The organism is Chitinophaga rupis (assembly GCF_900109685.1).
Lineage (GTDB): Bacteria > Bacteroidota > Bacteroidia > Chitinophagales > Chitinophagaceae > Chitinophaga > Chitinophaga rupis.
Window position 1 is genome coordinate 409774 of the sequence record NZ_FOBB01000001.1, and the last position, 24453, is coordinate 434226.

Genomic DNA, 24453 nt, shown 5'->3' on the forward strand with positions numbered 1-24453 from the left:
TTAATCTGCCTCCGTTAAAAAGCAGCGGATACCCCTACGATATAAGTGCGTGTTTTAGGATAGAAGTTGTTGTTATCAATACCGGGGGTAACGCCGCCGATGTTAATCTCAGGATCCACACCACGGTATTTGGTGATCACAAAAAGGTTATTACCGGATACATAAAAGCGGATGCTTTTTACAGATTGTGTATGCGGTTTGAAGGTGTAACCTAAAGTAACATTATCCATACGCAGGTAGGAACCACTTTCCAGGAAACGGTCAGAGATCAGGTAGGCATTAATATCCTTGTAAGATTCCTGCAGGGTAAAAGTGGGAATGTTCTGGATCTTGGAATCTACCGGGTTATTCAAACCTGCCAGGGTAGCATTCAGTATTTTGTTACCAGTTACGCCGCGCACCAGGAAGTTCAGGTCAAAACTTTTGTAGTAGAAGGTGTTGGTCCAGCCGTAAATGAGGGATGGCTGCGCATTACCGGCCACCCTTGCATCAGTGGTCAGCGGTTGAGTGGAGATCACTTTCCCGTCTGCATTTTCATAAGAGCTTACGCCATTCTCATTCTTACCTACATAATGCCACAGGTTAAAGGTCCCCAGCGCCTCCCCGGGCTTAATGATCTGGCTGTAGTTACCTGACTGGCCTTTACCACCCAGCTGCGCAGTTTGAATGTAGTTGATGGTGAATTTATCGTTCGATAATTTTTCGATCGTATTCTTGTTGTGCGCCAGGTTAACGGAAGTTTTCCAGGTAAAGCTCTTTGTTCTTACCGGCACGGCGTTGATCACCAGCTCTATACCACTGTTCTTAATGCTGCCTACGTTTGCGGTATAGGTGGGCACAAAATACTGGGTAGTGGAAACCGGGTACTGATCATAGATCAGGTCAGATGTTTTCTTGATGTAATAATCCACAGAACCATTGATGCGGTCTTTCAGGATGCCGAAGTCCAGGCCGATGTTGGTAGTAGCGGTGCTTTCCCATTTCAGGTCAGGATTGTCGTTACGTACCGGGCCAATGGAATTGGTAACATTACCGTTATACAGGAACTTGGGACTGGCAGAAGAACCATATACCAGCAGGGAAGAGAAGGCGTTGAAGCCGGCGCTGTTACCGGAAGCTCCGTAGCCGACCCTTAATTTCAGGAAGCTGATGGCCCGTATATTCTTCATAAATTCTTCATTGCTGATATTCCAGCCGGCAGAGATAGCCGGGAAGTAACCCCAGCGGTTGTTCACACCAAATGCAGAAGAACCGTCGTTACGCAGGGATGCCTGGAACAGGTATTTATCTGCATAGGAATACTGCACACGCGCATAATAAGAGATCAGGCGCAGGGTGGAGATCGGGTTGTTATCAAATGCGATCTGCGACGTATTGGACGGGTTGGAGAGGTACAGGTTATTATACGTCAGGTTATCATTGGAGAAGTTCTGCGTAGTGATCCCGAAACCATCATTGCTACGGTCCTGCTGATAAGTATACCCACCTAACAGCCGCAGGGTATGCTGGCCGAATTCACGGTCGTAATTGAAATAGGATTCCAGTACGGTGCTGGTGTTCAGGTATGACTTACGGGTAGCCAAACCGTTAAAGTTCACTGCCAGGCCGGAAAAGCGGTTGTAATAACTGTTATAGTTGTTTTCATCCCGCTGGGTAGATGCGGACAGGGTATATTTCAGACCCTTTATAATGTCTACCTGCACCAGTCCGTTGATCAGTGTTTTGTTATCATCTGTTTTAATGAAGTTATTATCGATCAGGGACAGCGGGTTTAAAGTGCCGCTACCGGTACGGGCATAATATTCTTTATAAGAACCGTCTTTATTGAAGGGGCTTACTGTTGGCAGGTAAAACAGGCGGTTGGATAATACCTGTGGCTGTACGATGTCGTTGCCCTTGGTATGACTGTTAGTAACGGTAACGCCTAACTTTAAACGGTTATTAAAGAACCGCTGTGTCAGAAAACCTCTTACAGTGGTACGTTCCAGGGAAGAATTCTTCAGCACGCCATTATTTTTCAGGTAGTTTACGCTGCCGCCGTAATCGGTGTTGGCAGTGGCGCCGCCAAAGGAAATATTATGGTTCATTGAATACCCTTTTCTTTTGGTGAGGGCCTGCCAGTCGGTGCTGGAGCCATCATCATTCAGGACCGGGATCAGGGTTTGGCCGTTCTTGGCCAGGTAAGCACGCAGCTCGTCGGCGCTCAGCATATCAATTTCTTTGGAAACTTCTTCCATAGCGCCGTAGGCACTGTAGTTCAGCCTTGTTTGTCCGGGTTTGGCTCTTTTGGTGGTTACCATAATTACGCCGTTGGAGGCACGCGCACCGTAAATAGCAGTGGCAGCGGCATCTTTCAGCACATCAATGCTTTCAATATCTGCAGGCGCCAGCAGGTCAATAGAAGCGCCGGGCACACCATCAATTACGTAAAAGGGTTCCATAGCGCCACCGGTAGTACGGATGGTGGAAGGGCCCCTCAACACCACGGCAGGCGCCTGGTTGGGGTCGCCGCTTTTGGTTACGTTCAAACCGGCTACTTTACCCTGCAGTAATTCTGCGGGGCTGGTTAATACGCCCTGGTTAAACTCTTCCGACTTAATGGTGGTAATAGATACCGTTACATCTTTTTTGCTGGCGGTACCATAGCCAATTACCACTACATCTTTTAATTGTTTGGTATCTGTTACCAGGGTAACGTTAATTACTTTTTTATCTTCTGCTTTTGCTTCTTTGGGTACGGATCCCATTAAAGAGAACAGCAGCACCTCATCGGGCCCGTTCACAGTAAGCGTGTAGGCGCCGTTGGCGTTGGTGGTGGTGCCCCGGTTAGTGCCTTTTACCGACACGGTTACACCGGGCAGCGGTGCATTGTTTTCGTCCGTAACGATACCTTTAATGGTGCCATCTGTGCGCTGGGCATAGGATGTAATTCCCAACAGCATTACCCATAACAACACAAAGGCTGCTTTGATAGCTGTATGGCAAAATGGCTTTAATGATAAAGCGTACATTTTCTTCATTTCATTTAATTGTTAAGGATTGCTTTGAATCTGATAGATCTTGTTGGTCCGTTTTTGGTCAGTAGCTAATAATATTAATTGTCGTCATTTTCCCCTATGGTAATACGTGCCCCGAAAAGCTATCCCCCAGCCTTAACAATTCCTTCACATTGAAAGACCTGTTATAGGATGACCGGATAAGCATATGACACACATGATCACCCCGGACATGATTACTTGTATTGGCTCCTGTTTCCGGATTATTGCTACAGCATGCGTTTTAAGATCCTGGTTTATGTGGCTTTGTTTTTCATACGGGTACAGTTAGCGGCGCAGTTTTTATCCGTGATCCATAACGGCTGGGTCTTTCTATAGGTTTTACCGGTATTTTACTGGCCAGGGCAATATTAGATAAAAAAGTGCAACCGGATAATAATATTGGGTATAAAAAAAACACCGGGCGATAAACCCGGTGTTTTAGGATATATTAAAAACGGTCCCAGAATGGCGGCGGTTCAATGCCCAGGGATCGCAGGTACACATAACCCTGCCCGCGGTGGTGAATTTCATTATCCACCAGGTATAAGAAGTTAGCGTAAATGGGCCCTTCGTACATCCCAAAAGCTTTTTCCACATCGTGAAAGCGTTCCGGGGAGATCTGCGGCCAGAGCGCTTCTATTTCCTCGGTCACCTCATCCCACTGCTTTAATATTTCCTCTTTGGTGGCTGGTAAGGGTTTGTCGGAATGGTGCTCCAGCTCATTGATCCGGGGCCATTTACCCGTGGCAACACCTTTAATTCCGCCGCTTGCCAGGCCGGTTAGTTCTTCTGCCAGGCCGGCAAATGGGCGCATACCGCCAATGGAATAGTTGAAAAGCTTATCTTCGGGAAATGCAACAATGACGCGACGGGTCAATTGACGGTGTCCCTGCCAGTGCTGCAGCAGCTCTTCGGGGCTGATAACCTGTGCAGGAGCGGAAATAGTGGTATTGGTTGCCATGATTAAAGGGTTTTAAAGTTTAATAATCTGTTTGACAATACGAAGTAACACAGGGGGAGTGACAGCCTTATGTCAGTATGCGCAGGAATAATTTTAAAATTTTTTTGTGGTGTGACCTCAACAAAAGATCAAAAAAAGGGTTGTAATGTAATAGTTCCTTTACAGACATGTATAAATTCCGGGTACATTGCCCGGTGATTGCAAAAGATGGCCCCTTTCCGGGTAAGATCCCGGCGGTATTGAGCTAACAGCCCATCAGCCCGGTTTTATCAGTGAAGAAGATGCTTTTATTATGGACGATGATAACCACCGCTTTCGTTATTTCCGCCGATAAATGGTTAATTGGCATAATTTAAGCTGCACAGGCTAGTTTATAGAAAAGCCGGCTGTCTTAATTATTGAACGGTTTTTAATTATTAACGCTTAAATTAAATATTACCATGGCAAAAACAGCTAAATCAGCTACCAAGGAAACGCCTGCTAAAAAAGCGACAGCGAAAGCTGCTGCCCCCAAAACTGCCGCCAAGAAAAGCAATACAGGTTTAATGGCCCCGCTTACGCCCAGCCCTGCATTAGCTGCGGTTGTAGGCAGCCAACCTTTGCCAAGAACAGAGATCATCAAAAAAATCTGGGATTATATAAAGGCGCATGGCCTGCAGGATCAGCAGAACAAACGCATGATCAATGCCGATGATAAGCTGAAAGGGATCTTTGAAGGTAAGAGCCAGATCTCTATGTTTGAATTGGCAAAAGTTGTAGGCAAACATGTAAGCTAAAAGGTATATAAGGTTAAACAGCGGGCGCAGGCTACGGCTTTGCGCCGCTGTTCAGCCTTGCTGTTTGTCATTTGTACAGGCAGTATTCCTGCGTTACTGCGCACTGCTCACGGGCGAAACCTGTAACTATCATCGTTCCCCCGCCTGTCTGAGCTGAAATATCCCCGGCTATCATGATCATAGAGCAGCACGCCAAAATCATTACGGCGGCTGTCACTGGCGCCCCTGCATTTTGTGGCGCTGCTACGGCTTTGTATCCACCCTCCAGCCCCCAGGCATACCGGAGGTAAAGATCAATAGCGTCTATATAGCGTAGGTCCCGAAAGCTTTATCGCCCTGGATACCAGCGTAGCCTTCACCTGCATGAACAGGGGTAGCAGCAAAAATACTCTCCCATCATCCCATCCAAATTCAAAACGGAGCATGATCTCCTATGTGCCCTGGTTATATTTCACCAGTTGGAGATACTATGATCATAGGCATAACCAATGCGCAGCTGATGGGTGGCCTGGAAAGCTCATTCAATGGAAAAGCCTGGCACCAAATACCAGGCTTTACTAACGGAGTAGACTATATGAAATTAATAATGGAGAATGATGGCTGAATGTTAAAAACCAGTTTCCCGGGTCTTATGAAAATAAATATAAGACACGGTGAGGATGGCTAAACCTATCAGCGGCATAATACCCATTGCCGGCCCAATTACAACAATATTGGCAATCATGGCGGAGATGAGTGAAATACCAAATCCTACATAAGCCCATTCTTTAAAACGTGCAGGGATCATAGGCAGTATCAGCAGAATGCCGCCGATGATCTTACCAATACTTAATTCCACGCCAAAGTATGCGGGAAAGCCCATACTGCGGATACCTTCTTTTGCCATGGGTGAATTGAACCATACGGCCGCCGGTACGGAATCCAGCAATACAAATAAGGAAGTGAAGATCCAGTAGATCACTTTGTCTTTACGGATGCTTTTTGCTTTCGTGGTGGCTGTTAAAGTTGTCATGTTAGTATGTTTTAAAAGTTTAAAAATTTTCGTTTGGTTTGATGATGTAAAGCTACTTTGCCGGCTGAAATTAAAAGGTCTGTGAATACGACATTGTAAGGGGGAGATCACGACATTCCATTTTACCCCTGGAATTATTACATTTGTATAAGCCTATTCTGAACTAAATGCAATTCCAGCAAATACCTCCTCCCGACCATCTGAAAGCCTATATACGCACGTTCTGGGCACTGGAAAGTGATGCGGCAGATGATAGTTCCAAATCATTCCGGACCATGGCGGATGGCTGTCCCGGGCTGCTGTTCCAGCAACCGGAAAAGGGTGTTATTTACCAGAATGATAAGCAACTGCCTAACATCATCTTATACGGACAGGCAACTACGCACGCGGCGCTTAGCCTGAAAGGGCAGTTCAGCACCATCGGTATTTTCTTTCAGCCGAATGCATTAAACGCGATATTCGGGCTGAATGCAGAAGCCTTAACAGATACCTGTTTAAACCTGGATGAGCTGGCGGGCGAACATGGTTTTTCCCTGCTTAACCAGGTATCAAATGCAGCCGGTATCTATGGCCAGGTGGAGGTTATCTGCTCCTATATTACTGCGCTGCTCCGTAAACAAAACCGCGATGCGGATAATGCCATGCAATTTGCGCTGACCAGCATTATACAATCAAAAGGCAGTGTATCACTCATTACTTTACGGGAAACATTACAGCTGTCTGAAAGAAGCTTTGAGCGTAAGTTCAAACAGCATGTGGGCATACCGCCCAAGCTGTTCTCCCGTATTGCACGTTTCCAGGCATCGCTGGAACAGCTGAAGCGTAACCAGTTTGATAAACTATCTGATATTGCTTTTGAAAATGATTATGCGGATCAGTCGCACTTTATCCGCTCCTTTAAAGAGTTTGCAGGCTGCTCTCCTTTCCAGTACCAGAAACTGGGCCCGGAAGTGATAGATAATTTAACGGAGCTACTCTTGTAATCATCCAACAGGTATATATTTAAATGCCCGGTGATCCTGACGGATACCGGGCATTTTCTTTAAGGATGACAGGCCGATCTATTCGGAGCGTAAGCTTTTTATGGGATTGGCCAATGCAGCTTTAACAGACTGGAAACTAATAGTACCCAGCGCAATGATCATAGCCAGCACTCCGGCCATTATAAACACCCACCACTGAATGCTGATGCGGTAGCTGTACTGCTGCAGCCAGCTGCTCATGATCCACCAGGTTACCGGAAATGCAATTACAGCCGCTACGATCACCAGCCGTAAAAAGTCTTTGGATAAAAGGCGGGTAATATTAAATACGCTGGCCCCCAGTACTTTGCGTACACCTATTTCCTTGGTACGGCGTTCCGCAGTATAAGCGGCTAATCCAAACAATCCCAGGCAGGAGATCAGGATGGCTAATACTGCAAATACCCTGGACAGCTTACTGACCAGCATTTCGCTCATAAACATATTATTGAACTGCGCATCTACAAAACCATACTCAAAAGGATAATCGGGGTTATCTTTTTTCATTACGCCGGCAATTTTATCCAGCGCAGCTTCTGTATCACTTTGCTGCTTAATACGTATATACATGAACGTGGCAGCCTGGGGCAGGCAGAAAAATATTACCGGATCGGGCTTGCCATACATATTGCCATACACATAATCGTTTACTACGCCTATTACACGCAGGGTGAAGTTTTGATTGGGCACATTGCCAGGCATTGATATGATCTTGCCAATAGCGCTGCCTTCCCCCAGCAACCGGGCCATAGCAGCCGTTACCAGCACATTAAGGTATTTTACGGTAGAATCCCTGGGAGTAGCATCCTCCGTCATCTCCACTATGTCTGAAGGTTTAAAGTCCCTGCCATCAACCAGCTGCATACCTGCTACGTTTATATACTCCGGGCTTACCACTCTTTGGGATACGAGGATCTGGCTGCCCGGTGGCTTACCTGCCCAGTCAAGATCCGTTGTATTATTACCGCTATAAATGGTTTCATGATCAGCCAGCGAAACATTGGTCACTACACCGGTATTCAACAGGTCCTGTTTAATTACGGGAAAGCTCTTCAGCATATCGCCCTGCAAATTCATCTGGATCAGGTTATCTTTATTAAAACCCAGATTGCGGTGTTTTACATGCTGGATCTGCTGGTAAATGATAATAGTACCAATGATCAGCATAATAGACATCGCGAACTGCATGATCACCAGCCCTTTGCGGATAAACGTGGCGCTGCCTGTTTTGGCCTGCAATCCTTTTAATACTGCTACCGGGTTGAAGGACGATAAATAAAAAGACGGATAACTGCCCGCCACTATTCCGCATACCAGGGTAATACCCAGTAAAGCTGTTAAGTGTAATGGCTGCTGCAGTCCTAATACCAGCTCTTTCTGCACCAGCATGTTAAATGCAGGTAAGAACAGCGCCATGATCAACACCGCTGCTATTGCCGCTATAAAGGCCATTGCCAAGGCTTCGCTCATAAACTGCAGCACCAGTCCGCTCTTACCTACGCCCAGCACCTTGCGTACACCTACTTCCCGAGCGCGCTTTTCACTGCGGGCAGTAGCCAGGTTCATGAAATTAATACAGGCAATAAGCAAAATGATCCAGGCAATAGTGGTAAACAGACGTACATACATAATACGGCCGCTGCCGGTGGGCTTGCCGTTCCGAAATTCACCATACAGACGCCAGTAGCGCATATTGAATAGAAAGGGATGTATGATGGCGCCCGGTACTCTTTGTTTTATATAATTATACAGCAGCTTATCTACAGACGCCTGGGTTACGCCGGGTTTTAATTCTACAAAAGTTGTAAGACAGCTATTTTCCCAGCGCTGCGCCCAGGGGCTTTTGCGGTAATAGATCTCAAAGGGTGCTATCCATTCAAACTGCAGCGTGGAATTGGCAGGCAGGTCTTTCAATACACCGGTAACCACATAATCCTGCTCCCGGTTCACCCGCACAGTTTTTCCCAATGCATTTTTTTCTGTTCCAAAAAATTTACGCGCTGTTTTTTCTGTGATCACCAAAGAATAGAGCTGCGCAAAAGCGGTTTTGGGATTGCCCTGTACAAAAGGCAGGGTAAACATATCAAACAACGAAGCTTCTGCATACCGGCCGGTGGCGTATAATGGCTTATCGCCAATAGTGAACAGCAGGCTGGTCCCTTCCTCCGTGTACCTGCAGGTATTGGCAATACCGGGCAGCTCGGCTTTCATGGCAGGTGCCATTACACCCGGAGTAGAGGTATGGGTCGTTACGCCATTGTCCATATCGGAGTTTACCTTAGTAATGTACAGCCGGTCCTGCTTTACATGAAAGTTGTCAAAGGTCATTTCATCCTCCACCCATAAAAAGATCAATCCTGCGCAGGCCATACCTATTGCCAGCCCAAAGATGTTCAGGAAGCTATAGGTTTTGTTTTTCCAGAGGCTGCGTGTGGTGGTTTTGAAATAGGTGGCAAGCATAACTATTGGTTTGATCCGGATGGAGCACCAAGAAAGTGCCATCTTCCCATTCACTTAAAAACCAATCACTTGGAGATATAGATCTGCAGCAAACTGTCCGTTTGTAATACGGGCCATGTCCGGAAGCGAACAGTTTAAACCGACGTAGGATTGTGCGGGGAAGGCGGATCTTCTCTCGTCCAAACATGCATGTACCTGTACCATAGCTGGTGACCGTTGCCGGCTTAGTCAACCCCTTGCATGAATGCATTAAACGCTTTTATAAATTTCTGTTGTGTTCCCCGCGGAACATCATTATAAAAAGCTACCTGGAAATCCCTTTCCAGTGCTGCATTGGTGGTATTGGGGATATGAATGTTCCGCGAATGTACGATGCCGATTAACTGATCTTTTTCAAATACCAGCTGTATGCGCATTAACGGCGAAGGATCATCGATCCAGTTCTCATAATTGAAATAGGTGATGGACGGCGGCATGCGGTCATCTTTTTCCAGCTCAAAGTTGCTGATAAAAGGCTGCATAGTTTTGAGGGAACGGTCTGTTATCCTGCTTAGATAATCCTCCAGTACATTTTCTATTATGGATTCCGGGTACAGGTTATCCTTATAGGTATAGCCGGTCAGCTCAGCCCAGGTTTTCTTCGTAGTGGTGCTGGTACTAACCGGTATGTCTTTTAATATTTCACCTACCACCTTACCATCCACTATGATCTTGTGCCCTTTGCGGAGGGTATCCGTATCATAAGCATCATTCGGCAGCTCTGTAAGCAGCCCAATATTATACCAGCCATTTTTGCCTGTAGTGCTGTTAACCAGGGTGTGATCATTTAAAGAAAAGATCACTTCTCCATTGGCGCTGCTGCGGATATTGGCAGGGCCGTTTATTCTTTCACCGATCATAGGGCCGGTAAAGGTGGAGGGTTTTTCTTTGGTTACCGGTGCAGGAGTGGTGTGGGTAGTATCTGATTGATCATTGGTATTGGAGGATGTGTTACAGCTGGCAGCCAGGATAATGATGATAAAAAGTGTAAGGATATGCTTCATGCTGGTGACTAGGATTTGAAGCGAAAAGTAGCAAAAATTAGACCTGGATTTGGGGCTTATTTTGTACTTTCAAAATTCACGCTCCTCTATATGAATCTGCTGAAGAAAATAAGGTCCCTTTTCCGCAAACCAACCCAGGCTGCTCCGATAACAACAATAACGGGAAGGCCTGTATATGACCTGGATACCTATATTGCCCTTCACCTGAAAGAGACTGAAGAAACGGGCCAAAAATTCATACCCCGGTATGGAATTGACTTTAATGCTTTCCTTTATCAAGCTCAGATAGCAGACATTTTAAGAACGGAGATAATAGCCATGTTATACCAGAATAAAAAGATCCATGACTTCCTGGATAACGATCACTGGCATGAGAAAAACCCGCTTAACTTTCCCGGACCTTTTTACACCGGACAAACTGATACATGCGGAACTGGCAACCCGGAGGCCCCGTTCAATGTGCTCTTTGATGCTAATGCCTGCGAATATGTATTCCGGCAACCCCGTAATTTTGCGGAGCTTATATGTGTAATGGACGCAGCAGCGGTTGAAGTATTTGACAGCTACTCCTGCAACGGTAATCAATACTGGACCTATGAAGCATGTAAAGAATGGTGGCGGCAAAAGCCGGAGTGGATACGGCAATTACAAGACCCGGAAATGCAGAAAGCAAATGGCGGCAATGAAAAACTTTACATTGATTACCTCGAAACTACCGCGGAAACAGACCTGAGGAAGTACTGCTATTTCCTGGAACATCAGTATTACCCAACAGGTGAAAATATAAACCTGCCACCCCTTTAATTTTGTTACAAAAAACAATGGGAACAATTAAGCGGCATACGCCACCTAACCATTCCCATTTTTTCACTATGTATTAATCTCCGCTTATGGTTACAGCGGTACGTTAAAATGCGTATAAGTAGTAAAACCTAAGAAGGTATTATCATTCGGTATGCTCAGCGGGTCCTGCAAATTCCTTAAATATTCCAGGTTGCTGGTTTTGTAATAATTGTACGCTACTTCTGTGCCCGGGAACACAGGACTGGAAGTAGTGCAATAGTTACAGCCGGTGCTGCGGTTATAAGCCGCGCGCATGAAGTTATACCCCAGGCTGATCAGGTTTGAGTTGTAGGTGTAAATACCATTATCCCCCTGGATACGCGCCAGCTCTGCACCGTAGGCAAAAGCCGTTAAGGAATACTGGAAGTGCACACAATCCTGGCGGTCGCACAGCTCAGGAATAGAGCCATCTGATTTAACAATAATAGGCAGGTATTTTACCAGGTCGTTATAACCATTCTGGTATACCGTAACACTGTTCAGGAAAATGCCGATCGCCATTTTTGCATAGGCGGCAGAAGCGTTCCAGTTGTTGTTGTAAACCGGGCATTTGTTGATATAGTTATTCTTAACGTTGTTCAGGTAGTTAGAGAACTGCGCAATGTCTGCATCAGACCAGCCGGAGGATTTGCCGAATGGTTTATAATAGCGGATGATCTCTGCTGCAGCTACGAAGCTGGGCGTTGTCCAGGAGGCTTCCAGCGCCGGCTGCAGGGCATTGGTGCTGGAATTTAATAAGGCGTAGTTCTTAAACGTATAAGACCAGCCGTTCAGGATCTGGATAGCCTGCTTGGCATAGGTATCGGTACCGGTTTTAGCCCAGCGCAACGCTAAACCATATGCTAATTCCGCATCGCGCCGGATCTGGCTTTTAGAGGGCGATGTAGCGCCGTTGGAACCTACTACAACTGTGGCGTAGAAAGAGGTAGGTACAGTCTGACCGTTAACGTAGTCCAGTACTTTCTGGTAAGACGCTAAACGGGCAGCATCGCCACCATTGGCCTGGCCGCCGATATAATCCAGGCTGGCCTGCGTGTTTAAAACACCGGGGTGCACGAAAGAAGTAATAGCCGGAGCAGCCAGCGCCACAGGACTTACCTCCATTTTATCGATCGTATCTTTACTGGTAGCTCCCTGTTTGGTACAGCTGTACAGGGTAGATGCAGACAACAGCAGGCTGATGCCCAGCAAGCGGGAATTCATGTGTTTCTTCATAAGAAAAAAAAGGGATTTGTGTGGTTAGAGGATTTGGTTTTGGTTTAAAGAATGATCTAATACGGATATGGCTTATGCGATGACGTGATTGCTAAAACAGTACAATTAAAGATCCATGGAATTTTACACAGTGCGCTCGTAATGCAACGTAAATTAATAAACCAACTTAATATTTACAAATATTTTTAATTGCAATCGTTTGTGTATAGATAAAATCAAATATTTCCTCATTTATATGAATATTTGGAAATCAAATGCTAAAGTAATTTTGCTGCGACAGTACTGCAGTTAAAAGTCCATTCCGATTTTTTTTATCTTACAGGCTGCGTCATTTTTTAAACCTAATCTGATATTGTAGTTATGAAAGTTTTAGTTACCGGAAGCGCCGGTCACTTGGGTGAAGCGCTGGTGCGCACCCTGCGGGATATGCAGTACGAAGTGATTAGCCTGGATATACTGGCCTCTCCTTTTACTACGCATACCGGTTCAATTGTGGATCGTGATTTCGTTAAAAGCTGTATGCAGGGCGTACAAACTGTTTTCCATACCGCCACCCTGCATAAACCACATGTGGGCACCCATAGCCTGCAGCAATTCATTGATACAAACATTACAGGCACGCTCAATCTCTTACAGGAATCTGTTGCCGCGGGAGTGGAAAGTTTTCTGTTTACCAGCACTACCAGTGTTTTTGGCGATGCGCTGGTACCACCGGCAGGCGAGCCGGCTGCCTGGATAACGGAAACGGTTATACCGGTTCCTAAAAATATTTATGGCGTTACCAAAGCCGCTGCAGAAGATCTTTGCCAGCTGTTTTACCGCAATCATAAGCTGCCCTGCCTGGTGCTGCGTACCTCCCGCTTTTTCCCGGAAGAAGATGATCATAAAGGCATGCGTGATGCTTATGCGGACGCTAACCTGAAAACAAACGAATATCTTTTTCGCCGGGTAGATATTGAAGATGCCGTAAGCGCGCACATTGCAGCAGCTCCGCGTGCAAAGGATATTGGCTTCGGCAAATATATTATCAGCGCCACTACCCCTTTCCAGCCCGGCGATATGCAGGCGCTGCGCGATCATGCGCCGCAGGTGGTAGAAAAGTATGTGCCGGAGTATGCGGCCTTATACCAGCAACACGGCTGGCGCATGCATCCCAGCCTGGACCGTGTATATGTAAATGAAAAAGCGCGCAGGGAGCTGGGCTGGCAGCCAAAGTATGATTTCCATTACCTGATGGAACGCTTAAAAACAACGGACGATCTGCGAAGCCCTATGGCAAAGCTGATCGGCGCTAAAGGGTACCATGCAGAAGCTTTTTCTGAAGGGCCTTACCCGGTGCAGCATTAAGGACTCTTTTCATCATGATAAGCAAAGCAGCGGTATCAGTTATCGCTGCTTTACTATTTTATATATGGCACAAAGTCCCCCCTTTAATGTCTGATTCACCCGCCCAGGGACACCGGCAGGCAACCTACATTTGTATCATAAACAAATTGATCATGAGAAAGCTAATACTGCAAGTACAAACATCGGTTGATGGCTACATGGCCGGCAAAGACGGCGGCGCCAGCTGGATGTTATGGAACTGGGGCAATGACTGGAACTGGGATGCGGATCTGCAGCAATACCATACGGATCTCACCGCATCTGTTGATTGCATACTGCTTAGCCGGAAAATGGCAACGGAAGGTTTCATTCACCACTGGGCCGGCATGGCAAAACAAACCGGTAACTCACAGGCACGGTTTGCCGGTAATATCACCAAAGCGCAAAAAGTGGTATTTACTAAAACGCTGCAAAGAGCTGAATGGGATAATACAGTACTTGCCAAGGGAGATCTTTCCGAAGAAGTTAATAAGCTCAAACAGGCGCCAGGTAAGAATCTTATTGCTTATGGCGGCGCCAGCTTTGCGGGCTCGCTATTAAAAGCCGGGTTGGTGGATGAGCTGCACCTGGTGGTTAATCCAGTCGCTATTGGAGATGGGTTATCTGTCTTCAGCAGCTTAGCAGGCCCGCTACCTTTCTCTTTAATTGCTGCTACAGGTTATAAAAGCGGTATGGTGCTGTTGAAATACGGCAAACCATCCTAAAGAAGAAAGCCGCATCTAATGTAGATACGGCTTTCTTCATATTTTCATGAAACGGCATCTTTGCCGATCACCGTCCAGTCGTCATTTCCATGCCCTTTTTCAATCCAGCGGTCCATTTCTTTAGCAATGGCGGGTATCACGGCTAAGTGAGTACCGCCTTTTGCAGCTGCTTCCATGAACAAGCCGGTATCTTTCCGGGCCATATTCAATTCCCATGAAGGCTGATCGTACTGGCCGCTCGATACTCTTTTCAGCCGTGCAGGCAGCATAGCCGCAGGGTTCCAGGAATCAAACAATGTAGAGATATCGCCCAGCGGTATGTTCAATGCTTTTGCCAGTGAAAGCGTATCTGCAATACCTGCCGTAAAGCTTACCAGGAATAGATTGCCAATCAGCTTCATACCGGCGGCTCTGCCCTCTTCCGCACCAAAGTTGATCACCTTACCGGTCATTTGTGACAAAGCCGGCTCCAGCTTTTTAATTACTTCCTGATCGCCGGATACCAGCATATAACCGGTGCTTTCCAGCGCATTTTGCGGACCCATAAATACCGGCGCATGCAGGTAGGTAAAGCCGCGCGCCTTCCAGTCTTTAGTTCTTTGTATAGCGCCTTCTGCAGAAGTGGTGGTGTGATCAATAATGATGGCGCCTGGTTTAAAACCTGCGCTGGCATTGGCCAGCACTTCGTTTACAGCGGCATCATCCTTAACAACTATATGGATCACATCTGCACCGCGTACAGCATCAGCTACCTCCGCAAATGCTTTGGCGCCGTCTGCCTCCAGCGCAGTGGCTTTAGATGCCGTTCTGTTCCAAACCTGCACCTGTACGCCTTTTCTGATCATTGCTCTTACAAAATTGGCCCCTAAAAGGCCCATGCCTAAGAATGCTACCATTGTTCCTTGATTTGAAATAAAGATAGCAAATGTGCATTGTATATGGCTATACGTTTTTATACACGCCTGCAAACTCCTGTGCAAAATCTGCCAGCTGCACTTTTCCAAAAGCAGTATCCCGGTGCTTGCGGTAATCATCCAGTAAAATACCGCTGCGCAAAGCAACACCTATTTCAAGGATATATACCCTTGCCATTTCCTCCGACAAACCGTTCTGCAGCATGCCCTGTAACATATCTTCATCCGAAAAGCCTATCCATTGCAGGTTTGGCTTACCAATGGCTTCTCCTAATGCCGCTGCTATCTGACCGCCATTCTTTTCATCACCGGCTATATAACGTACCTGCTTACCACTAAAATTCAGGGTATCCAATGCCTCCGCAGCAGCAGCTGCAATATCTGCCGGGTGCGATAACACCATATTTACCGTAGCATCAAAGTTATTGCCGATAATATGCTGATGTTTTATCATCCCCATTGCGCCAAAGAAGTTGGTATAGAACATACCGGGCCGCAGGTGTAATACATGGGTATCTTTTAAAGCATTCAACCTGGCTTCCACATAATGGTTAGCGCCGGCAGGCCCGGGGCCATCAGGCATATGCGCGCCAATGCTGCTCAGGTTCACCACGTGCTGCACGCCGGTTTGCGTAATGGCATTGGCATACCTTTCACCGGCTGCTTTCATATAAGCCCGGAGATCTTTGGAAGTGTAGTTAGGCGGTATCATGGTAAATACGGCATCTGCCTTTTCAAATGCGCGCAATAAAAGATCAGCATCTTCTATAGAGCCTATAACCGGAATAGCGTTCAGGGCCTCAATAGCGGCTGCTTTCGCCGGATCGTGACTTACCACCCTTACCCGGTGTCCTTTTGCGGTTAATGTTTCCGTAAGGCGCCGGCCTATATTGCCCAGCGATCCTGTAATAGTAATGTTCATAGCTTTAAATTTTACAGCATCAAAAGTAAATTTGTACTTACTTTTGTACAAGTACTTACCCTAAAGTATGTAGCTATGACCAAGGTAAAAGAAAGCTCCACCATCCAGGAAAATAAGAAGAGTGCATTTGAGGAATGCCCGGTTACCTATGTAATGGAAAAGATAGGCGGGTATTGGAAACCCATCATTTTATTCCAGCTATTATCCGGCAGTAAGCGGTACAGCGACCTGCGGAAAGCCATTCCCGCCATTACAGAAAAAGTGCTGATACAGCACCTGAAACAGCTGGAAGCAGATCAGCTGCTAACCCGAAAAGCCATGCCGGTAGTGCCTCCGCACGTTACCTACAGCCTTACAAAATCGGGCCTGGCCTTAAAGCCGGTACTCTATGAAATGGCGGTATGGGCTGTGCAGGACAGTAAAGAAAATGCAAAAACATTCCGCAGGAACCTGAAAAACTTCCCGGGAATGAATTGAGGACATTATTTTTTACGCGGGATCATAAAGCCCCGGTCTTCTTTGGTGAAGCCTATTTTGGGATAGTATTCCATGGCAGTAGGTACAGACAGTAACAGGATCATCGTTTGCTCACCTACCTTTTCCTGCACCAGGTCCACCAGCTTTTTTCCAATACCTAATTTCTGGTAGTCTGATCTTATTGCCAGGTCGGCCAGGTACGTGCTCCATACCCAATCTGTAATACAACGGGCTGCGCCAGCCAGCGTATCATTATCCCATGCAGTTACTACCAGGTTCGAGCTTTCGTACATTACTTTAATCCTTTCCCGGTCATGTATGGGCCGCGGCAAACCTGCATTTCCATAAAGCTCAATTACCTGTTCCGGCGTAGGTATTACATCATATCTGTATGCTAATTCCATATATAGGTCATCATTTTTCCTTTGATCTGTTGTACAGGAAATCCAGTGCCGCGTGATCAGTCATAGGTTTGGTTTCCTGCTTTTCCCCTAATATCATTATTTTTTTATCGTTCACCGTATAGGCTTCCCATACCGGTAATCCGCTCCCATTGGGGTTTCCGGTGCTGGCAAAATTAGCCCAGTAGGCACACATTACCTTTGCCAGCTCCTGGTCTGCCGGTTCCCAGGGGCGTTGCACAAATTGTAAGTTGCCGTAAGCATAGGGTACTTCTGCCGTATGAAAAGCGCCATACTTCACATACCCGCCGGTAGCTGGCGGTTTGCGGGTAAACCGGTACACGTACACTTTATTCCCATGACTGCTTTGCATATTGGCCCAGGTATAATTTTGCACGCCAAAGATCTGGTCGCGGGAAAGTTTTAGCTGTGAAAGCGCCGCTACTGAATCATTTGTTGCAGGATAAAACTGCAGGAATGTTTGCGCATCAGCGCCATACCAGTTAGCGGCCAGCTGTTTAAAATCTGCCGCATTTTTCACCGGGCTGAATAACAATCCTTCATCCTCATTCCAACCGGTAAGCAGGCTTACTTTATTTTCTTTACCTGCTGTAAATATATCTATGATCGCATCCGGCAATACATACCCGTCAATAACAGCGCCACGGAAGCCTTCTGCTTTTTTCAGCAACTCTTCTGCCGGCACGGCCCGCAGCTCGTTGATAGTGGAAACATGGAACTGCTTCATGATCTTTTCTCCATCTTCTTCACCTCTTTGCAAAGATGCATTCCCATTGGTAAAGCTGCCACCACTTTCTGCAATGGCCTTTTGAAATAAGCCTTTTGCAAGTGGCGATGCTACCAGGCAATTCACACTCATAGAACCGGCCGACTGTCCTGCAATAGTTACATTAGCGGGATCGCCGCCAAACTTTGCAATATTTTTCCGTACCCATTTCAGCGCTGCTATCTGGTCAAGCAGGCCGTAATTACCGGAAGCATGATACGGGGCTTCTTTAGTTAATGCAGGATGCGCTAAAAAACCGAAAATGCCCACGCGGTAATTAATACTTACAAACACAATTCCCTTTTTTGCCATGGCCTCACCGTCATAGATCGGCACCCCGCTGCCACCGCTCACAAAACCGCCGCCATAGATCCATACCAGTACCGGGCGTTTTTCTTTAACATCCTTTGCGCCCGTCCATACATTCAGGTGTAAACAGTCTTCACTGATGGGTGTTTCCGGTATCAGAAATTCTGCAGACCACATGCTAAAAGGCACCGGTTTATTTTGCATGGGGCTTGGGCCAAACCGGTCGCAGGTTTTTACACCCTTCCAGGAAGCTACCGGCTGTGGCGCTTTCCAGCGTAATGCGCCTATGGGTTTGGCTGCAAAGGGAATGCCTTTAAAAATATGAATATCGCCGGCAGTATTAACTGTGCCAGATATATAACCACCTTCTACTTTGATCTTATCAAATGCAGCATCGGTTGTAAATGCACAAACAGTCAGGGCAAGCAGTAAGGCAAAAAAATAAGCAGACCGTGTATAGCGCTTCATAACGGGTAACTTTTCAATACGTGAATATTTTGAGGTGATTCTATCGTGCACCTGGCTTCCTTATTAAAGATAATGAGAAAGAGCGGGAATCGGTAACGGCGGAATGAAACAGCAAGTGGCTTTAAAACAACACTTAAATATTATTTTAAATATAATATATTTGTACGGGACCTCTACAAGTATTGGTACAACACCATGACATTCAAAGATAAATTGCCTGTCAGCTATTTGCTTTTTACAACCCGTGGAAGGATTAACCGCCTGACCTACTGGGTGGCAGCTTTATTTATATGGAGCACTTTTTACGTGTTATATAATCTGCTGAACGCGGCTTTCACCCCTGCCGCCACTTTTATTATTTATCCGTTATTATTCTGGGCATTATTTGCTACAGCGGCTAAACGGCTGCATGATACCAATAAAAGCGCCTGGTGGCTGGCCTGCCTGTTAGTACCTGTGGCCGGGCCCCTGTGGCTGGTGTGGTTATTAGGTTTCCGGAAAGGCACTATATACCCGAACCGTTTTGGCACGGTGCCCGGCGCTGCTGCGGATTATTATAAAAATGATACCGGCGCCCTGATACCGCATTTGAAAACGGAAGAAAGGCTGATCAACGATGTTACACAGCTGAATCCTGTGCTGGTAGCGCAGATAGTAGTACCACAAACGGTGGAGGAGCTGCAGCAGATGGTACGTACGGCAACCAGGCCTCTTTCTGTAGGCGGCGGGCGTTTCAGCATGGGCGGGCAAACTGCCAGCCCGCAAAGTATTCATATTGATATGCGCGCGCTGAATAAGGTGCTTGCATTTTCTGCAGAACAAAAAACCATTACCGTGCAGGCAGGCGCCCGCTGGTGCGATATACAACATTATATTGATCCGCATGGGCTAAGCATCAAGATCATGCAAACCTACGCCAACTTCACCGTGGGCGGGGCGCTCAGCGTAAACTGCCATGGACGTTATATTGGCCTGGGGCCCCTGATCCTGTCCGTACGTAGCCTGAATGTTTTGCTGGCCAACGGTGACATAATACAGGTATCGCCCACAGAAAAATCCGAAATCTTTTATGCCTGTGTGGGATGCTACAATGCCATTGCTATTATTGTAAATGTAACGCTGGACCTGGAAGATAACATCGCTGTTAAGCGGCAGCAGGTGAAAATGAAAGGGCATGCCTATAAGCCGTATTTCTTTGAAAACGTGCGGGAGAATAAAGATGTGATCTTTCATAACGGTGATATCTATCCGCCGTTCTATAAAAATATACGCGCCGTAAGCTGGGTACGCACCGATGAAAAGCCCACGGAAAAAACCAGGCTGATGCCGCTGGCCGCTGCTTACCCGCTGGAACGCTACTTCATGGGCGCCTTCAGCAAAAATCATTTTGGTAAATGGCGCCGCGAGTTCATCATTGACCCGCTGTTATACAAATTCAAAAAAGTGCATTACCGCAACTACGAAGCGGGGTATGATGTGATGGAGCTGGAACCGGCCTCCAGGAGACAAAGCACCTATGTGCTGCAGGAATATTTTGTACCCGTGCAAAAGTTTGATGCATTCCTGGCGCTGATGTCGGAGATCTTTATCCGGCATAATGTGAATGTTATAAATGTATCCATCCGCCATGCAAAAGCCGACAGCGGCTCGCTGCTGGCCTGGGCACGGGAAGAGGTATTTGCCTTTGTAGTGTATTACAAACAAAATACGGATGATGCGGAAAAAGGCCGCGTAGCTGTATGGACCAGGGAGCTGATAGATGCTGCACTTTCCCTGGATGGGGCTTATTACCTTCCCTATCAGCCGCATGCTACCAGCGAACAATTTCACCGCGCCTACCCAAGAGCAAAAGAATTATTTACACTAAAAAAGGAACTGGATCCCACGGGTAAATTCCGCAACGTGATCTGGGACACTTACTATAAATAACCTCATATGCAATCTGAATTCAAAGCTGTATTTTCAGACACTAAATGGAGTGATGATTTTTACCGTTTCCTCCAGGTGATCTTTCATTTATACCCGGAAGATAAGTTTCACCACCTGATAGCTGCCACCACAAAGGAAAAAGCCAGCGACGAAGAAATTTATAAAACCGTGCAGCAAAAGCTGCCGGGTATAAAACCTTTCCTTTCTGAATTTACGTTTGCCTTGCCCGCACTGAAAAAGCAGAAGAAAGAAATGGCCCGGCAGGTATTACAGCTGCTGGGTGAGCGCAGGAAAATTGATGGCTACCTGGAGATCGGTTCCACCGGCCGCTATATCAGTGAGCTGCGCAAGCATATTACGCTTAGCGGCAACATTTATTTAACTAATGATATTGCGCCCAGCAATGCGCCGGGCGACATTTTCGAACGCGGGCAGCTGCGTAAGCTGGGTACGTTCATCCCGCTGGACTATTCCCCCATTAAAGCAACAGAGATCCCGGATGAAAGCCTGGACCTGGTAACCTGCCACATTGGGCTGCATCACTGCCCTGATGCGCTGTTAGCTGGTTTCATGCAATCCATTTACCGTGTATTAAGAAAAGGGGGATTGTTCATTATCCGTGATCACGATGTGAAAACACCGGCCATGGCTACTTTTGTATCGCTGGTACATACTGTTTTTAACCTGGGCTTAAAAGTAAGCTGGGAAACAGATCACGGCGAATACAAATCGTTTAAATCAATTGACGAGTGGAGTAAGATCATTTCTTCTTACGGTTTCAAAGACCTGGGCGCTAGAATATTGCAGGATAAAGATCCTTCGGATAATACGCTGGTATCATTCATCAAGCTGTAAGTATGAAACGGTTGTACATTCTCACTTTTTGTTCCCTGTGTTTATCTATGAGCATTTTCTTTTTTAAGCGGCAGCTATCAACCATAGCGGCCGGCAAAGGTTTGGTGATCCCTAAGGAATGGCTGGTGACCAATAAAAACCCGGTAACGCCTGCCAAGGATGTAAGGCCGGCAGATCAGACATTCCTGACCTTCCCGGAATGGTTCCTGGTTTTTAGCCCGGAAGAGCAGGCTAATTATTTTAAGCAGCATACAGCTACTACGTTCCCGTACATGCGGCATACTTCGCAGATATGGAAAAGCTACCGTATTGTGAATAAACAGATCAAAGGAAATTTCCCAACCAACTGGGGATACCATTTTATGATCTGGGTAATTGGCGTAAGCACTACCGTGGAATACACCGCCAAATCATTGTATGAAAATATTGTTGGCCGGTTAACGGATACCGGGCAGCCCGCTACAGCAGAAGACCAGTTTAATGCAAAATATACGCAGGACTATGTAGCTTTTATTAAAGACCTGCCCTGGTACCAGTTTGATTTTAAAAGCCGGTTAAAAGACCTTTGGAAAAATACCTCCCTTTCCGGCCCTCACTTTTTCCGCAAATGGGAGCGCAGGTACATGCTCACCACTGAGCTTGCGGTAAAATTTATATACGGAAAGCTGATCGGCATTGGTACCAAACAGGTATATGAAGTGGCATTGCTGAATACCGCCGTGGTACTGGATGATGACAGCCTGCATTACCTGCCCCGCTACGATAAATTTGCCGCTGCCGCCCTGGAACTGGCGCAGCAGGGACACAGCTTTAAAGAAATTGCAGGCAATAACTCCGCCATCCTGCTAACCGTATGGGTACCTGCAGATCATAAAACGGATTTTGCCAATGCGCAAACCGTGTTTATACAGCCCATTACTTCATACCCGACTATGAAACGGGTAGCTATTGCTACGCCGGTGAGCGCGTTAAGCGGGGTGCTGCTGGAGCTGAAGAAAGCGGGTGTGCAGGTAGAGCATGTGTTTGATTTCTGATGCTATGCTAGGCATTGAGGTCAATATCAATATCATACTTATCTAGCAGTCCGGCAATACCGGATAAAGAAAAACGGGTCTTTTTCAGCCGGTTCTTTTCCGGATCAATGGAATAGTTATAGGCTGTGTGGAGATCTGTTTTTTCCAGCAGGGTGTTATCAAAGATAGCCCTGGTAAGATCGCAACTATCGAAAACAGCGCTTGTGAGATCGCAGCCTGTAAAATCAGCTTCCTGCAGCTGCGAGTTTTTAAAGATCATTTTTTTGAGCTTCACCTCAAAGAACGAAACGTGGTTCAGTGTACAGTTATCAACACTAAACGCCAGGCCGAATTTATTACACTCATCAAACCGGAGCCCCAGCATTTTACAATCCTTAAAGGTAATATCCCGGAAAGCGGTATCTTTTAGTTTAGCCAAACTCAGGTTACAACCGGTGAATGTACAATCCAGGAATTTTATTCCGGCCAGGTTTGCATTGGAAAGATCGCAGCTTACAAAAGTGCAATTCTCATATTCACCAACTTCCAAAGGTGTTTCGGTAAAGTTAACCTTGTCGTATGTTATATCAACTATTACAGGTAGTTCCATGACGGCAGCAGCTTGTACTTAAAGATAATCATCCTGTCCGTTCTATCCGAAAATATCCCTGTTCGCCGGAATTCCTCTGTCTGTTAAAAAGGGTGGTAAGACCCATCTTTTATCCGGAAGGGTGTTTACATGGATGATGGTAAGCCTATTGCTTTCTTTGCAGCGACAATATTATTTCATACACATACAAGGGCACGGCCCAGCCAAACCAGAATAAAGAGGGGGATACTTCTGCAAAACTGCCTTTATCCTGGATATAAGGCAGCTTGTTTAAAAGCGCAGAAATAACAAATGCAACGGTTACCAGGTAGCTCCTGGTCATCCACTCCTTATGTAATTTGAATTTTTTCTTCACCGCAGTACGATAAGCCAGGAAGCTGGCCGTTAGCCATACGCTCACCCAAACCTGCAGTGTAAAAGCATAGGACCACCCCACGGCATACGCCGTTGTTAAGGATAAATAAACAGCGCAGGAACCGCTGATCAAAATGGCCAGCAGATAGGCTTTTCCTACTTGCCGGTGTAATACCCAGCGTTTGTTCCTGAACCTTTCCCAGAATTGCAGCGGGCCGGTTAACAATGCAATTCCACCGCCGGTAATATGCAGTAATAAAATCCATTTAGTTTTATCATATTTACCCAGCTCAGCTGGGTCCAGTGTAAAAAAGTGTGATGCACTGATTAAAAAATAAGCTGAAAGCGCTATTACTATGATTCCGGAAAGTAGCCTCCACAGCTCCTGTGTATTTTTCCCCCGTACCGCTCCGGTTACTTTATGCTGAATTGCCATTGCTATAATAATTTTTATGCAAACATATTTTACCGCGCTGCCAGGATCAATAACTGATAAATTATTCGGATACTGATAAATTTATCAGTATGGATACATTGCCGTTTTAGCATTAAATTGCTAAAAAAAATGTACCAGAAGAAACTACCCGAAGACCTGGAATGCGGCATCACCATTACCATGAGAAGCTTTGGCGGAAAATGGAAACCCTGTATTATAGACGCCATAGACAAGGGCTTCAGGCGGCCCAGTGAGCTGCACAAGGTAATTACAGAGGCAACGCCCAGGGTGATAGACTTACAGCTTCGTGAACTGGAGACCGCGGGAATTGTATATAAAGAAACCGGCAGCGGTTTTCCGCTGTACACCGCTTACTACCTGACTGAAAAAGGAGAAAGCATTTTGCCCATCCTTGCTTTAATGAACAGCTGGGGATTACAAAATAAAAGCGGGGTACATGATCTTCAGCATCAAAAGAAGAACCGGGTTATATGCATCTAACTGATCTTTAAAACATC

At 46.3% G+C, this 24453-nt stretch carries 23 protein-coding genes; 11 read left to right on the top strand and 12 right to left on the bottom strand.

Features of this window, described 5'->3' with window-relative positions; translation table 11 throughout:
* Positions 1-14: 14 nt before the first annotated feature.
* Complete coding sequence (locus BMZ54_RS01555) at positions 15-3020, bottom strand: SusC/RagA family TonB-linked outer membrane protein (RefSeq protein ID WP_089906394.1); 3006 nt, start codon at positions 3018-3020, stop codon at positions 15-17.
* Positions 3021-3486: 466 nt separating this feature from the next.
* Complete coding sequence (locus BMZ54_RS01560) at positions 3487-3999, bottom strand: DinB family protein (RefSeq protein ID WP_089906395.1); 513 nt, start codon at positions 3997-3999, stop codon at positions 3487-3489.
* 440 nt (positions 4000-4439) lie between these two features.
* Between BMZ54_RS01560 and BMZ54_RS01565 the strand changes: the two genes are divergently transcribed.
* Together BMZ54_RS01565 and BMZ54_RS33445 are read left to right on the top strand one after the other, a co-directional pair.
* Positions 4440-4775, top strand: a complete 336-nt coding sequence (locus BMZ54_RS01565) for an SWIB/MDM2 domain-containing protein (protein WP_089906396.1) — start codon at positions 4440-4442, stop codon at positions 4773-4775.
* A gap of 469 nt (positions 4776-5244) precedes the next feature.
* Positions 5245-5379: a hypothetical protein gene (locus tag BMZ54_RS33445; RefSeq protein WP_262487567.1), complete on the top strand. Its 135-nt coding sequence runs from the start codon at positions 5245-5247 to the stop codon at positions 5377-5379.
* A gap of 3 nt (positions 5380-5382) precedes the next feature.
* On the opposite strand, the gene BMZ54_RS01570 is transcribed toward BMZ54_RS33445, so the two are convergent.
* Complete coding sequence (locus BMZ54_RS01570; RefSeq protein WP_089906397.1) at positions 5383-5787, bottom strand: DoxX family protein; 405 nt, start codon at positions 5785-5787, stop codon at positions 5383-5385.
* 167 nt (positions 5788-5954) lie between these two features.
* Between BMZ54_RS01570 and BMZ54_RS01575 the strand changes: the two genes are divergently transcribed.
* The gene (locus tag BMZ54_RS01575) at positions 5955-6770 is read left to right on the top strand and encodes a helix-turn-helix domain-containing protein (RefSeq protein WP_089906398.1); all 816 of its coding nucleotides are present in this window, start codon (positions 5955-5957) and stop codon (positions 6768-6770) included.
* Positions 6771-6848: 78 nt separating this feature from the next.
* Here BMZ54_RS01575 and BMZ54_RS01580 read toward each other — a convergent pair whose 3' ends face one another.
* The gene (locus tag BMZ54_RS01580) at positions 6849-9269 is read right to left on the bottom strand and encodes an ABC transporter permease (RefSeq protein WP_089906399.1); all 2421 of its coding nucleotides are present in this window, start codon (positions 9267-9269) and stop codon (positions 6849-6851) included.
* A 224-nt stretch (positions 9270-9493) separates the two neighbouring features.
* Entirely contained in the window at positions 9494-10312 is an 819-nt protein-coding gene (locus tag BMZ54_RS01585) for a hypothetical protein (RefSeq protein WP_089906400.1), read from the bottom strand.
* 90 nt (positions 10313-10402) lie between these two features.
* On the opposite strand from BMZ54_RS01585, the gene BMZ54_RS01590 reads away from it, so the two are divergent.
* Positions 10403-11116, top strand: a complete 714-nt coding sequence (locus BMZ54_RS01590) for a hypothetical protein (RefSeq protein WP_089906401.1) — start codon at positions 10403-10405, stop codon at positions 11114-11116.
* A gap of 90 nt (positions 11117-11206) precedes the next feature.
* Here the strand turns inward: BMZ54_RS01590 and BMZ54_RS01595 are convergent, their stop codons facing one another.
* Positions 11207-12370: an alginate lyase family protein gene (locus BMZ54_RS01595; protein WP_089906402.1), complete on the bottom strand. Its 1164-nt coding sequence runs from the start codon at positions 12368-12370 to the stop codon at positions 11207-11209.
* A gap of 360 nt (positions 12371-12730) precedes the next feature.
* Between BMZ54_RS01595 and BMZ54_RS01600 the strand changes: the two genes are divergently transcribed.
* Together BMZ54_RS01600 and BMZ54_RS01605 are read left to right on the top strand one after the other, a co-directional pair.
* A complete protein-coding gene (locus BMZ54_RS01600) occupies positions 12731-13717 on the top strand; it encodes an NAD-dependent epimerase/dehydratase family protein (RefSeq protein ID WP_089906403.1) in 987 nt (328 codons plus the stop codon).
* A gap of 152 nt (positions 13718-13869) precedes the next feature.
* The gene (locus BMZ54_RS01605) at positions 13870-14460 is read left to right on the top strand and encodes a dihydrofolate reductase family protein (protein WP_089906404.1); all 591 of its coding nucleotides are present in this window, start codon (positions 13870-13872) and stop codon (positions 14458-14460) included.
* 44 nt (positions 14461-14504) lie between these two features.
* Here BMZ54_RS01605 and BMZ54_RS01610 read toward each other — a convergent pair whose 3' ends face one another.
* Positions 14505-15356: an NAD(P)-dependent oxidoreductase gene (locus BMZ54_RS01610; protein WP_089906405.1), complete on the bottom strand. Its 852-nt coding sequence runs from the start codon at positions 15354-15356 to the stop codon at positions 14505-14507.
* Between the two features lie 46 nt (positions 15357-15402).
* A complete protein-coding gene (locus tag BMZ54_RS01615; protein ID WP_089908205.1) occupies positions 15403-16296 on the bottom strand; it encodes an NAD(P)H-binding protein in 894 nt (297 codons plus the stop codon).
* Positions 16297-16371: 75 nt separating this feature from the next.
* Between BMZ54_RS01615 and BMZ54_RS01620 the strand changes: the two genes are divergently transcribed.
* On the top strand, positions 16372-16773 hold the full coding sequence (locus BMZ54_RS01620; protein WP_089906406.1) for a winged helix-turn-helix transcriptional regulator: 402 nt from the start codon (positions 16372-16374) through the stop codon (positions 16771-16773).
* Positions 16774-16778: 5 nt separating this feature from the next.
* On the opposite strand, the gene BMZ54_RS01625 is transcribed toward BMZ54_RS01620, so the two are convergent.
* Together BMZ54_RS01625 and BMZ54_RS01630 are read right to left on the bottom strand one after the other, a co-directional pair.
* Positions 16779-17177, bottom strand: a complete 399-nt coding sequence (locus tag BMZ54_RS01625) for a GNAT family N-acetyltransferase (protein WP_089906407.1) — start codon at positions 17175-17177, stop codon at positions 16779-16781.
* Between the two features lie 10 nt (positions 17178-17187).
* Entirely contained in the window at positions 17188-18738 is a 1551-nt protein-coding gene (locus tag BMZ54_RS01630) for a carboxylesterase/lipase family protein (RefSeq protein WP_089906408.1), read from the bottom strand.
* 228 nt (positions 18739-18966) lie between these two features.
* On the opposite strand from BMZ54_RS01630, the gene BMZ54_RS01635 reads away from it, so the two are divergent.
* From BMZ54_RS01635 to BMZ54_RS01645, 3 genes are read left to right on the top strand one after another with little or no spacing between them, the layout of a single operon-like run.
* On the top strand, positions 18967-20667 hold the full coding sequence (locus BMZ54_RS01635; RefSeq protein WP_202909111.1) for an FAD-binding protein: 1701 nt from the start codon (positions 18967-18969) through the stop codon (positions 20665-20667).
* Between the two features lie 6 nt (positions 20668-20673).
* Positions 20674-21522: a class I SAM-dependent methyltransferase gene (locus BMZ54_RS01640; RefSeq protein ID WP_089906410.1), complete on the top strand. Its 849-nt coding sequence runs from the start codon at positions 20674-20676 to the stop codon at positions 21520-21522.
* A 2-nt stretch (positions 21523-21524) separates the two neighbouring features.
* A complete protein-coding gene (locus BMZ54_RS01645; RefSeq protein ID WP_143080876.1) occupies positions 21525-22556 on the top strand; it encodes a hypothetical protein in 1032 nt (343 codons plus the stop codon).
* A 7-nt stretch (positions 22557-22563) separates the two neighbouring features.
* Here the strand turns inward: BMZ54_RS01645 and BMZ54_RS01650 are convergent, their stop codons facing one another.
* Both BMZ54_RS01650 and BMZ54_RS01655 read right to left on the bottom strand, forming a co-directional pair.
* A complete protein-coding gene (locus BMZ54_RS01650) occupies positions 22564-23145 on the bottom strand; it encodes a pentapeptide repeat-containing protein (protein ID WP_089906412.1) in 582 nt (193 codons plus the stop codon).
* A 145-nt stretch (positions 23146-23290) separates the two neighbouring features.
* On the bottom strand, positions 23291-23935 hold the full coding sequence (locus BMZ54_RS01655) for a DUF2306 domain-containing protein (RefSeq protein WP_238386456.1): 645 nt from the start codon (positions 23933-23935) through the stop codon (positions 23291-23293).
* Positions 23936-24064: 129 nt separating this feature from the next.
* Here BMZ54_RS01655 and BMZ54_RS01660 point away from each other — a divergent pair, with 129 nt between their 5' ends.
* On the top strand, positions 24065-24436 hold the full coding sequence (locus tag BMZ54_RS01660; protein ID WP_089906413.1) for a winged helix-turn-helix transcriptional regulator: 372 nt from the start codon (positions 24065-24067) through the stop codon (positions 24434-24436).
* Positions 24437-24453: the final 17 nt, after the last annotated feature.

Bases quoted from the DNA above. Each gene is read 5' to 3' on its own strand.
- BMZ54_RS01555 (WP_089906394.1), bottom strand. From the start codon at position 3,020: ATGAAGAAAATGTACGCTTTATCATTAAAGCCATTTTGCCATACAGCT.
- BMZ54_RS01560 (WP_089906395.1), bottom strand. From the start codon at position 3,999: ATGGCAACCAATACCACTATTTCCGCTCCTGCACAGGTTATCAGCCCC.
- BMZ54_RS01565 (WP_089906396.1), top strand. From the start codon at position 4,440: ATGGCAAAAACAGCTAAATCAGCTACCAAGGAAACGCCTGCTAAAAAA.
- BMZ54_RS33445 (WP_262487567.1), top strand. From the start codon at position 5,245: ATGATCATAGGCATAACCAATGCGCAGCTGATGGGTGGCCTGGAAAGC.
- BMZ54_RS01570 (WP_089906397.1), bottom strand. From the start codon at position 5,787: ATGACAACTTTAACAGCCACCACGAAAGCAAAAAGCATCCGTAAAGAC.
- BMZ54_RS01575 (WP_089906398.1), top strand. From the start codon at position 5,955: ATGCAATTCCAGCAAATACCTCCTCCCGACCATCTGAAAGCCTATATA.
- BMZ54_RS01580 (WP_089906399.1), bottom strand. From the start codon at position 9,269: ATGCTTGCCACCTATTTCAAAACCACCACACGCAGCCTCTGGAAAAAC.
- BMZ54_RS01585 (WP_089906400.1), bottom strand. From the start codon at position 10,312: ATGAAGCATATCCTTACACTTTTTATCATCATTATCCTGGCTGCCAGC.
- BMZ54_RS01590 (WP_089906401.1), top strand. From the start codon at position 10,403: ATGAATCTGCTGAAGAAAATAAGGTCCCTTTTCCGCAAACCAACCCAG.
- BMZ54_RS01595 (WP_089906402.1), bottom strand. From the start codon at position 12,370: ATGAAGAAACACATGAATTCCCGCTTGCTGGGCATCAGCCTGCTGTTG.
- BMZ54_RS01600 (WP_089906403.1), top strand. From the start codon at position 12,731: ATGAAAGTTTTAGTTACCGGAAGCGCCGGTCACTTGGGTGAAGCGCTG.
- BMZ54_RS01605 (WP_089906404.1), top strand. From the start codon at position 13,870: ATGAGAAAGCTAATACTGCAAGTACAAACATCGGTTGATGGCTACATG.
- BMZ54_RS01610 (WP_089906405.1), bottom strand. From the start codon at position 15,356: ATGGTAGCATTCTTAGGCATGGGCCTTTTAGGGGCCAATTTTGTAAGA.
- BMZ54_RS01615 (WP_089908205.1), bottom strand. From the start codon at position 16,296: ATGAACATTACTATTACAGGATCGCTGGGCAATATAGGCCGGCGCCTT.
- BMZ54_RS01620 (WP_089906406.1), top strand. From the start codon at position 16,372: ATGACCAAGGTAAAAGAAAGCTCCACCATCCAGGAAAATAAGAAGAGT.
- BMZ54_RS01625 (WP_089906407.1), bottom strand. From the start codon at position 17,177: ATGGAATTAGCATACAGATATGATGTAATACCTACGCCGGAACAGGTA.
- BMZ54_RS01630 (WP_089906408.1), bottom strand. From the start codon at position 18,738: ATGAAGCGCTATACACGGTCTGCTTATTTTTTTGCCTTACTGCTTGCC.
- BMZ54_RS01640 (WP_089906410.1), top strand. From the start codon at position 20,674: ATGCAATCTGAATTCAAAGCTGTATTTTCAGACACTAAATGGAGTGAT.
- BMZ54_RS01645 (WP_143080876.1), top strand. From the start codon at position 21,525: ATGAAACGGTTGTACATTCTCACTTTTTGTTCCCTGTGTTTATCTATG.
- BMZ54_RS01650 (WP_089906412.1), bottom strand. From the start codon at position 23,145: ATGGAACTACCTGTAATAGTTGATATAACATACGACAAGGTTAACTTT.
- BMZ54_RS01655 (WP_238386456.1), bottom strand. From the start codon at position 23,935: ATGGCAATTCAGCATAAAGTAACCGGAGCGGTACGGGGGAAAAATACA.
- BMZ54_RS01660 (WP_089906413.1), top strand. From the start codon at position 24,065: ATGTACCAGAAGAAACTACCCGAAGACCTGGAATGCGGCATCACCATT.